General features: G+C 47.5%; 9 protein-coding genes and 1 tRNA gene. 5 read left to right on the forward strand and 5 right to left on the reverse strand.

What is annotated here, in order from left to right; genetic code table 11:
• Nucleotides 1-270 precede the first annotated feature (270 nt).
• The 5 genes from glyQ (at nucleotide 271) to IQ235_RS08345 (ending at nucleotide 5,308) form a co-directional block, all read left to right on the forward strand.
• Nucleotides 271-1,149, forward strand: coding sequence for a glycine--tRNA ligase subunit alpha (glyQ, locus tag IQ235_RS08325; protein WP_264321017.1), 879 nt, complete (start codon nucleotides 271-273; stop codon nucleotides 1,147-1,149).
• Between the two features lie 40 nt (nucleotides 1,150-1,189).
• Complete coding sequence (locus IQ235_RS08330; protein WP_264321018.1) at nucleotides 1,190-2,089, forward strand: NYN domain-containing protein; 900 nt, start codon at nucleotides 1,190-1,192, stop codon at nucleotides 2,087-2,089.
• A gap of 209 nt (nucleotides 2,090-2,298) precedes the next feature.
• A complete protein-coding gene (locus IQ235_RS08335; protein ID WP_264321019.1) occupies nucleotides 2,299-2,775 on the forward strand; it encodes a DUF4079 domain-containing protein in 477 nt (158 codons plus the stop codon).
• Nucleotides 2,776-2,819: 44 nt separating this feature from the next.
• Nucleotides 2,820-5,162, forward strand: a complete 2,343-nt coding sequence (locus IQ235_RS08340; protein ID WP_264321020.1) for a ComEC/Rec2 family competence protein — start codon at nucleotides 2,820-2,822, stop codon at nucleotides 5,160-5,162.
• A gap of 59 nt (nucleotides 5,163-5,221) precedes the next feature.
• Nucleotides 5,222-5,308, forward strand: a tRNA-Ser gene (locus tag IQ235_RS08345).
• A 163-nt stretch (nucleotides 5,309-5,471) separates the two neighbouring features.
• On the opposite strand, the gene IQ235_RS08350 is transcribed toward IQ235_RS08345, so the two are convergent.
• From IQ235_RS08350 to mltG, 5 genes are all read right to left on the reverse strand, one after another.
• Nucleotides 5,472-6,572 (reverse strand): glycosyltransferase family 4 protein, encoded by a 1,101-nt coding sequence (locus IQ235_RS08350; protein ID WP_264321021.1) that lies wholly within the window; start codon nucleotides 6,570-6,572, stop codon nucleotides 5,472-5,474.
• Nucleotides 6,573-6,666: 94 nt separating this feature from the next.
• Nucleotides 6,667-7,527, reverse strand: coding sequence for a sulfotransferase family protein (locus IQ235_RS08355; protein ID WP_264321022.1), 861 nt, complete (start codon nucleotides 7,525-7,527; stop codon nucleotides 6,667-6,669).
• 479 nt (nucleotides 7,528-8,006) lie between these two features.
• A complete protein-coding gene (gene proB / locus IQ235_RS08360) occupies nucleotides 8,007-9,164 on the reverse strand; it encodes a glutamate 5-kinase (protein WP_264321023.1) in 1,158 nt (385 codons plus the stop codon).
• A gap of 265 nt (nucleotides 9,165-9,429) precedes the next feature.
• Entirely contained in the window at nucleotides 9,430-9,948 is a 519-nt protein-coding gene (locus tag IQ235_RS08365; RefSeq protein WP_264321024.1) for a YqeG family HAD IIIA-type phosphatase, read from the reverse strand.
• 68 nt (nucleotides 9,949-10,016) lie between these two features.
• Nucleotides 10,017-10,982: endolytic transglycosylase MltG (mltG, locus tag IQ235_RS08370; protein ID WP_264321025.1), on the reverse strand; the 966-nt coding region annotated here is incomplete at its 5' end.

Consider the following 10,982-nt stretch of genomic DNA (forward strand, 5'->3'; position numbering starts at 1 on the left):
CTTTCAAACGATTCAGTTGTGAAGGTTCGGTTGGCTTTGGGTTCCTCTCGTCCCCCTCAGCGCTTTACTAACATAACACGACCCTCCCAATTCCTGTCAACCCTTTTTGGGAAATATTTTGGAGAAATTTTGTATTCTTTACTATGCAAGGGTTTTAGGTTTTTTTCGCGCTCGATCGCTTGACTGTTGTTCAGTCCGACACCTCTAAGAGAGAATGAGTCAGTAATAATGCTCGATCGATCGAGCTGACTCGACGAGGGGGTAAACCTGGTGAACTTTCAGTCTTTAATTTTGACGCTACACAAATTTTGGGGCGATCGCGGTTGCCTCATTGCTCAGCCCTACGATACAGAGAAGGGTGCGGGGACAATGAATCCCCATACGTTTTTGCGAGCCATTGGTCCGGAACCTTGGTCGATCGCATATGTAGAGCCTTGCCGACGACCGACGGATGGACGCTACGGAGAAAATCCCAATCGCTATCAGCACTACTATCAGTACCAAGTGCTCATCAAGCCTTCACCTAATAATATTCAGGACATATATCTAGACTCGTTGCGGGCTTTAGGGATTGCAGTGGAAGAACACGATATTCGATTTGTCGAAGATAATTGGGAGTCTCCAACGCTGGGTGCTTGGGGCGTCGGCTGGGAAGTTTGGCTTGACGGTATGGAAATTACTCAATTCACTTACTTTCAACAATGTGGGGGAATTGATTGCAAGCCCGTATCCATCGAGATCACCTATGGACTCGAACGGCTAACTATGTATCTTCAAGAGGTAGATGCTTTCCCAAAAATACGCTGGACCGATGAGGTGACTTACGGTGATGTCCACTTACCCGGTGAGGTAGAGCAGTGTACTTATAATTTTGAAGCGTCGAACCCAGAGCTGCTATTTACTTTGTTTGGTCTCTACGAGGGAGAAGCCGGTCAATTATGCGATCGAGGATTGGTCTCGCCTAGTTTAGATTACGTACTCAAATGCTCTCATACCTTCAATTTACTCGATGCAAGGGGTCTGATTTCGGTCACGGAACGTACCCGTTACATCGGTCGGATTCGGAATTTAGCGCGACAGGTCGCTCATCTGTATTTAGAACAACGCCAAAAATTGCAGTTTCCGTTGACAAAAAATCGGTCAGTATAATGAGGTGGAGTCCCGAACGAACGATCGAGGTAGCTGGCGAATGAAAGGTAAGCTGTCAATCTCTAACAGTTTTTTTGAAAAATTTAATCAACCCGGAACGCTCTTCGATAATGTCAGCTTTTCTAATCGTTCTCAGATTTCACAGAATTTGGCAGTTTTGATCGATGCAGATAATATCAGCTCGAAATTAATTGCCCCATTACTCGAAGAGATTTCTAAGTATGGAACGGCGAATGTCAAGAGGATTTACGGTGATTGGACTAGTTCGCATCTAAAGGGATGGAAGGAAAGATTGCATGAGTTTGCAATACAGCCAATTCAACAATATAGCTATACATCGGGAAAGAATGCGACGGATAGTGCATTAATTATCGATGCAATGGACTTATTATATACAAATAACTTTGATGGTTTTTGTATTGTGTCAAGCGACAGTGACTATACTCGGCTCGCTTGCCGTCTCCGAGAAGCTGGCTTGTTTGTCTACGGCTTTGGAGAGCGAAAAACACCCATACCTTTTCAAAAAGCTTGTGATAAGTTTACCTATGTAGAAATTCTCTCGAAAGTTGAGCCTATTTCCGAACTCGCTGAATCTACATCAATTCTGAGCAAAGTCCGTCATTTTAACCCCACTTTTAGTTCTCAAAAAATAGAGCTCGTTTCAGATTTATCTGAAAAACCCGATGATTCGAGTGAAACCGATCGACTACCGTTCGAGTTGATCGAACACGCATATGAAGCGATCGCAGATGAAGATGGCTGGGCAAATTTAGCTCCAGTGGGAGGACAAATAAATAAAGTCTCTCCTTCATTCGATCCGAGAAATTACGGTTATAACAAACTGGGAAAGTTAATTGAATCTCTCGATTTATTTGAAATGAAAGAAGTGGCGAGCGAACATAATCCAGTTGTAAAAGTTTTATATATTAAGAAGAAATAAGAAATAGCAAATATTACTACTGATTTTTATGTCAATATAGAAATATTGGCTCACATTTTTCTAATTTTTAGAATTGAGCAACAAGCGTTATAAGATAAATTAGCAAAATTTTGCTTTCTTGTCTTGATTTTATCGAGATAAAGCTAGACTTGCTAAAATCTTAGCTTTATTTTTCAAATATATTTTGTTAGAAAAAATGAGTATTTGCGATGAATTTTAGTGAGTTACTCGAACCTATTGCCAGTCAATTTCGGGATCTCGGGATGCCCGAACCGATCGTTCACTGGGGACATCCATTGATGATGGGAATTGTTATTTTTGCGATGGGTAGTGCTGTGGGATTAACCGGTTGGCGGGGACGAATGGCGACAGAAACGGCAGTTTCCGGCGAAAATTTCAGCACTCACCGCAAAATTGCCCCGTTGATGTTTCTCTTTTTGGGGTTAGGTTACACCGGGGGACTGCTTTCACTGGTCATGCAACACGAAGCAGTATTGAAAAGTCCTCATTTTTGGACGGGATCGGTAGTAATTATTTTGCTATCCATTCAAAGCGTATTGTCATTGAGTAGTTTTTGGGGAGAGCGCTCGTCCTTGCGCACCGTTCATGCTTATTTGGGGGGTACGACATTGTGGGTGATGTTTCTCCATGCAATGCTAGGGTTGAAACTGGGCTTGTCAATCTAAAGATCGGGTCCGATCGCCTATCTAAATTACGCCTAGATTAATATATGTCTCAAGCGGCCCGCATCGTTTTGAGTTTGGCTTATATATTTGGCTTGATGATGAATGCCTTTCCCCAAAGCAAGTATGGATTGCTTGTTTTGGGGTTTGTTTTGGCAGCAGTACTTCCTCGATTCTGGCGGATGGGGCCGAGGGGATGGGTGTGGATTTTGGCCGGAACGATCGCATTTCTTGCCGCTTTCTATTTTCAACTGCGCGTTCCCGAACCGGCAGAGAATGACATCAGCCAGTTCGTAACTGCCGCAGATATCGAAGCTGAAGATCGGATTGTGACAGTACGCGGCAAGGTGATGAGTTCGCCTCGTCTAACTCGCTCTGAATTGATTCAATTTGAACTGGCGGCGATCGAACTCAGAGAAAATAGGCGTTTAGAGGATGGAAGTTTTGACCCCGCTTCTCAAATCCCTCAACCCGTTACCGGAAAACTCTATGTCACCGTTCCCCTGCTACAAGGGACGGGTTTGCATCCAGGACTTGAGATTCCCGTGACGGGGATGCTCTACGAACCCACCCCAGCAACCAATCCCGGTGCTTTTGACTTCTCAAGCTATCTTGCTTGGAGAGGGATTTTTGCCGGGATGAGGGGGCAAGAAATTCAATGGCAAGATGTTCGACTCGATGGCAATTCGAGCTTTTGGGGGTTGTGGAAAATTCGCCAGCGCATTGTTCGCGCCCAGGTAGAAGGCTTGGGTAGTCCTGAAGGACAATTGGTGAGTGCCATGGTGCTGGGGCGCAGAGCGGTCGATCTGCCTTACGAAATCCGCGATCGATTTATTCTCGTGGGAATGGCTCATGCCTTAGCCGCTTCCGGGTTTCACGTTACGCTCATTTTAGGTTTAGTACTGGCGATCGCCCAACGACTTTCCGATGGGACAAAGTTTTGGCTGGGTACGGCAACGTTAGTTCTCTATGCCGGACTCGCAGGTTTTCAAGCTTCGGTACTGCGGGCGACCATTATGGGTTTTGGTGGCTTAGTGGGTTTGGTTCTCCAACGAAAAGTTAGACCCGTTGGAATTTTGTTACTCGCAGCAGTGATGTTGCTGCTATACAACCCCCTCTGGATTCGAGATATCGGATTTCAGCTCAGTTTTGCCGCCACTTTGGGATTAATTGTCACGGTGAACCCTTTGGTAAAGCGTTGGGATCGATTACCGGTGACGATCGCCACTGCATTAGCCGTTCCCATCTCGGCGACGATTTGGACGCTACCCCTACAAATGTACTATTTCAATGTGGTGTGTACATACAGCATTTTCGTCAATGCGATCGCAACTCCCCTACTCTCTTTAATTACCATCGGTGGCTTCATCAGTGGGATCGCTGCATCGATTTATCCCCCGGTTGGCAGTGTAATAGCCGGGTTGCTGTACTATCCCGTAGGCGGCTTGCTGGCGATCGTGAAATTTTTCAGCCAACTTCCCGGTAACAATATCGCCGTTGGGACAATCGCCCTTTGGCAATTGGGAATATTATACGGACTCATCGGCGTAGTGTGTCTGTATTTTGTGTGGCAAGGGCAGGAGAAGCAAGAAGGAAAAAAGCTCGAATCTCCCAGTTGGGTTCTATGGGTTCTGCTATTTTTATTTTCGTTTGGCGTTGTCGTTTTTCCGGCTTGGCATACTGCAAACAACCTCTTTCAAGTGACGGTATTGGATACGCGCAGGGAACCCGTGTTGGTGATTCGCGATCGATGGCAGGTGGCGTTATTCAATAGTGGGGATACAAATACCGTTCGCTATGTAGTGCTACCATTTTTGACCAGTCAGGGAATTAACCGAATTGAGACGGCATTGGCGATGCGTCCCCAAACCGCAAACAATTCCGGCTGGCAAACCTTGTTAGAATCTCTCTTCATCAAGCGGTGGTACTATCCGGCGATGGCAACGGAGTCCGAAATCGGATCTGAAGCGATGTTGGCAGCGGTGCGATCGAAGGGTGGATTGAGTGTCCCATTATCGATCGATTCGATCGGACAATTAGGAGTCGCATCGGTGCAACAACTCAATGCAGATCCTTTCCTCTGGCAGCTACAGATTCGGGGACAGACTTGGTTGCTGATGGGTTCTATAGATACCGAAATGCAAACTCAACTGATTGCTACTGGAGGTTTGTCGAAGGTGCAGGTGCTATGTTGGTCGGGTGCGGCGATGTCCGAGCGACTTTTGGAGATCCTCAATCCCAAGGTTGCGATCGCCTTTTCCGACTCCCTCAACGACGAAACGGCAAAAAAATTACAGGTTAGGCAAACGCAGCTTTTCTGGACTCGTCGAGATGGTGCCATACAGTGGACTCCCGAGGAAAACTTCCAGACCATTTTAAATACCCGATAAAACGATCGCCCCTCGATCCCAAGAGTCGCAAACAGAGTAGAATGGAACATAGCTCTACTGGAGAGGTGGCAGAGCGGTTGAATGCGGCAGACTCGAAATCTGTTATGGTGTCACAGCCATCGGGGGTTCGAATCCCCCCCTCTCCGTTTTCAAAAACCGTTGTGGCTCGATCGCTTCAAAGCTAAGCCAATATCGAAGCCTAGAAGCCAAACAGCTACAACGAGACCCGAGACGAATCGAGAATATTCACAGACAACAGACATTAGGTAGAAGCAGGTACTAAAAGCTCAACTTCTACCCGATATCTCATTATTTTTTCGCAGCACCACACGGTATTCTGGTCGGTTCGAGCAATCCTCTTTCCACGAGCATATTTGCTAAGTGCTGCCGCGCCGATACTTCCGAGCAATTATCCGTGGCGAATTGTCGACCGTTCGCACCTAGTTCTTGGCACAATTGAGGATTATCCCACAGCGTACGAATCTTCTGGGCGAGAAGGTCGGGTGCAAAGGCATCGCAAGTCAGGGCATTGCTCCCGTCTGAAATATAATCGCTGACGCCCTCGGAATTGGTAATGATAAACGCTTTACCCAAATGCATTGTGGCAACCAGCGTCACATGACCGCATGGCACTTCCGTACCCACTAGAGGTAAGACCATAAAGCGAGAATGCTCGACAATATTTGTCGCGTGCGGCTTGGGAATATTCACGCGAACTTTGACGTTTGCTGGAATGTCTAGGTTTTTGAGGTTGTGAGGTCTAGCAACCAACACAAGGGGAATATCGGGCAACTGTTCCATTGCTGCCATCAAAGAGCGGTAGTCTCGTGCGTTGCCCCCGATTGCGCAAATATAATCTCCTGTCTCTAACGGCGTTTTGGGTTGAGATTCGGGCATTCCCACGCTCCAAAGGCAAACATCGATGCGCTCTAACGGAATCCCGAAATAGTCGTGATAAAGTTGCTTCTCCATTGTCGAATAGACAACGAAGCGACTGATATTGGCAAAAGCTGAGGTCATCCAACGACGCTTCATGCCTTTGGGAAGCTTGGGAAAATTGAAGGAATAAGCAATGTGCTCGACATCTACACCCAACTGCTTGATAAAAAGGGCACACCAAAACGATACGGCGGGTTCGTGGGTGAAAAGTATTGTCGCACCGTGTTGCTTAACTGCGAGAACAGCTTGGCGGCAGGTACGAATCATCGCTAGATTCGGCTGGCGTACGTATTTCTCCAATAACCCCTCTGGCTTGAGATAGAAGAAGTGCCAGCGAAGGGTTTCCGATTTCAGTTCGGGCGCGAACCATTGCCAACTGTGGTTGCTAAAAGGCGTGCAACAAACGATATGTTGCGTTTTTTCGACGGGCTGAAGTATGTTGATTTGTTGTGGGGTTTGAGGAGATTTCATAAACGCTCGAGATGAGATGTACGCAGAACAAAAAACAAAAACAACGGGAGAAACAGCACGAAGATTTTTACAATCGAGACGGGATGCAAGACTCTCAGGTTCCGTAAAGGGTTTTCCATTCAGGAAACTGACGGTTTAAGAGTTGGCAAAGTTCGTCAGTCTGTTGTCGTTGAATGGGACGCAAGTAGTCGATGGCTTGGTTAACATCGCTAAAATCCCGTTCGACCGGTCGAGAAAGAGTTTTAATCGCACTGGCTCGTACCTGGGATGGAATAATTCGCTTGAGAGCTTCCCATGCCGGAGTGCCGCGCAACTTAGAAATATAGGAAGATCCCCAGACTTTTGAAACTTTTTCGGTGGCGGCGTTATCGCGCCGGTTAAGGCTGGGTGGAACGAAAGACGGATCGACTTCCAACCATTCAAACAGAGCAGCGAGGTTTTGCTGGGGATTCGCACTAAGTTCTTCTAAGGTAAGAGTCATGACGCGATCGCGTCCAAATGTTTCAAGGTACGGAGCAAGCTGCATGGCATAGTAGCTCGTGTCAATAATATCTTTGACACTTTTCACGGCCTCTTTCATGGGGCGACCTTCTGCAGACCACCGAACTTCCCACCAGTAGTGGCTGATGGCGCGTTCGATCGGATCTCGCATGATATAGACGATTCGAGCATCCGGATTGAATTGGGCAATGCGCTCTACGACCCCTTGATAGCGAGGTGCTTTTGTATAATCTGTCGATGATTCGCCAACGATCCGCGCTCCATTAGCAGAGGCAAAGATACTCAGATACCACTCTTCTCCCTTAGACCAATTGAGTTCCTTGACAAAGTACTGAGTTTCTTTGGGCTGCTGACTCATGAATATTTCCGGGTGTTCGCCCAGATAATTATGAAGTGAAGTCGTACCCGACTTCATCGCGCCAACAATAAATAGATTAGAAATTGATTTCACCATCAGAACTAGTCCTTGTAAAGAGCCATTTGTATTTTCGGATATTCCTACCCGGTATCAGTGACGAATGTCCTTTATCCTTTGTAACAGTCTAGCGATGGGCGCATCGGGAAAAGCACCCTCGATTTTGAACTTCACTACTGAAATTACGTTGTTCGAGCCACTTCAAATTTACATGAGTCAGTCCTTTAAGCTCGCACGATCGAGGAGTTTGTATTCATCATTTTGTATTGGGCGTTCGATCTTAGCTATCGTTGCCGCTCAATTTCTCAAGCATACTCAATATTGATTGAGTGCACGTTCTGACTCCAAGATACTTCAAGTGACAAGAAATACGCAGCCAATATTCTCTGTCTTTGTTAAACACATACAAATACCTAGCTGTTTCGTAAGTTTTGATAAAACGAGGCGAGCTTCTTGCATGAATATACTCACAAAGTTGTACTCGAAGTCGTGAATCTAAAAACGCTGGGATACTGTACTTAGCGATCTGAGTGACCTTTACCTTTGAGCGATCGCATCAGCACCAAGTTATCCCGATGAATTGCAGTTTCAGCCACGAAATAGCCCAGAATGTCTGAAATGTTTTCCGATCGACAGCCTTGAATTTTGTGCAGCTCGGCACTGCTATAATTCGTAATGCCTCGGGCGATTAGCCGGTTTTGAGTGTTGTGGACGCGCACGGCATCGGCATTCTGGAAATCTCCCTCTACGTTGATAATCCCAGCGGCTAATAAAGATTTACCGCCGATCGAGATTGCTTTTTCAGCTCCGGCATCGATATAAATCGTTCCACTCGCAATGAGTCCGTGAGCGATCCAGCGCTTGCGAGCATTTCCAGTACTCGGTTTTGGATCGAATAGGGTTCCGAAGGATTCCCCCTGCAATATTTTTGCGATATTTTCTGGCTGGCGGCCTGCCGAGATCGCCGTGTGGACACCACTTTCCGTGGCAATGCGAGCCGCCGTAATTTTGGTTTCCATCCCCCCGGTTCCCCACCCACTGTGGGAGGTTCCCGCTTGTACCTCAAGAAGTTCGTCGGGATGTTGCACGCGATAAATCGGTTGTGCGTCGGGGTTGGAGTTTGGATCGACCCAATAGAGTCGATCGACATCCGTTAATAGAAATAACCAGTCTGCTTCCACCAGACTGGCAACGAGAGCTGAGAGGGTATCGTTATCGCCAAATTTAAGCTCTTCCACCGCTACGGTATCGTTCTCATTGACGATCGGGATTACCCCCAGTTTGAAGAGTTCGCCAAAGGTATTGTAGGCATTGACGTAGCGGCTGCGCTCTACCAAATCCTGGCGGGTGAGTAAAACTTGGGCGATTGGCTGTTGGAGAGCTGTAAATAGGTCGTCGTATACCCGCATCAATCGTCCCTGTCCGACAGCGGCGACTGCTTGCTTGATGGCGATCGATCGAGGGCGTTCGGAAAGTCCGAGTCTAACGCAACCAACACCCACAGCTCCTGAAGATACTAAGATGACGTGATGCCCGCTCGCCTGCAAATGGGTCAGCGTTTCAACCAAGGTGGCGATCGTTGAGAGTGCCAATTGACCCGTCTGCGGCTGAGTGAGGCTAGACGTACCAATTTTGACGACGATGGTTTGCGGCTTGAAGTCCGGTTGAGGACTCATCTGTGTTCTTCCCACGCTAACCGACAAATGACAGCAGAGCGCTCCTTCTATATGTGAAGGTTAACGCTCTGCTTGGGATGTATTATTGCATTTACGTTTAGGGTCTGTATATATGCCGACCCCATCTCTTGTTTAAGGTCTTTATTTAAGCTGACCTCATCGAATACCTCTTTAGGATGCCAGAAAATTGAGGAAATCATGACGGGCGTAATCTTTTCTTTATATTTCGTTTTTTGTTAATTCATCAATATGTATGAAGTTTTGTTTACTCGCCCCCCACGGAAGCCCCTAACGCTTGGGAAAACCAAACCTCGATCGCGCGCACGGTAGAATTTTTGGCAATTTCACCGGGTTCAACCATCGGTTCGACCAAAATCGTGAACATTTCCAACCGATTTCCGGCCAGTACGTCGGTAAACAGGCGATCGCCCACCATTCCCACTCGTTGGGGGGGTAAGTTCATCGCAGCGACGGCTTTTCTGAGTTTGCGCCCCATCGGTTTGCCGGCAAATGCCAAGTAGGGAACATCTAGAGAACGGGCGATCGCGCCGATGCGGCTTTCATTAATATTGTTACTGACCAGCCAAATTTGGACGATTTCGCGCAGTTGAGCAATTTTTTGGCGGAGGACGGGAGACATTTGGAGACTCGTCATCGGCAAAAGGGTATCGTCTACATCAAGAACTAAGCCATCAAGTTGGTAGTTTTCGAGTATCTCTGGCGTTAGACTCAAAATCGAGTCGCCTAAAACTAGATCGGGTTGTAACAGTTTTCCCCAAGACATAAGTATTTATTTTTCCAGTTTAGATTTTGGATGGCTATCGATACACGGCAGATTTACCCCAAGCCGCTCTATCGATCGGCTAAGTCCCTTTCGACTGTGGCAATCGCTGCTTCATGTTCTTCTAAGGTTCGGCTGAAAATATGAGTTCCGTCGTAACGAGCCATGAAGAATAAATACTCGGTCTCTTCCGGTGCGAGGGTCGCTTTAAGACTGGCGACTCCCGGAGCGGCGATCGCCGTGGGGGGCAGTCCCGGATTCATATAGGTATTGTAGGGAGAGGGGGTTTCGACTTGAGCGAAGGTCAAAGGCTTATCCACGGTTTGGCGAATCCCCAAACCGTACTCCACTGTTGGATCGGCTTCGAGTTTCATTCCTTTCTTCAGCCGGTTGGTAAATACACCGGAGATCGTCGCTCTCTCGGGTTCGACGACCGATTCTTTCTCCACAATACTTGCAAGGGTTACCCATTGAAGTAACGTCAACTCCAGGGGGTTGGGATTCTGGCGGTAGACGGGAAGCGCCACTTCTTCAAAGCGGGTCAGCATTTGAGCGATGACAGCTTCAGGAGTCAAACTGCCGTCGGGTAACTGGTAGGTATCGGGATAAAGAAAGCCTTCAAGGTGAGGTAAGTTGTTGGGCAGCCAAGGAAATTGAGCGTAAGGCACATTGCGAGTGGCTTCGACGAACGCATCGGCAGAGAAAAATCCTTGTGCCTCGAAATATTCTGCCATTTCCTGAATCGATCGCCCTTCGGGAATGGTAAAACTATATTGCACCACATCCCCTTCCCAGATCCGATCGGCGATCGCCTCTAGGGGTTGAGCTGGAGATAAGCGATACATCCCAGCTTGAAAACCGCCGGTTTGATTTTGAAACTGCAACCAACGCGCCCAAATTTTCCACGCTAGGGCCGATCGAATCACCCCAGCGTCTTCTAATGTCACCCCGATAACTTGAGCGGGAGTCCCTTGGGGAATTTCAATTTGCATCGCGGGCGGCTCTTGAGCTTGACCAATGGGAGTCACCAAAGGGGG

Origin of the sequence: Zarconia navalis LEGE 11467, from assembly GCF_015207075.1 — a bacterium.
GTDB classification, from domain to species: domain Bacteria; phylum Cyanobacteriota; class Cyanobacteriia; order Cyanobacteriales; family Geitlerinemataceae; genus Zarconia; species Zarconia navalis.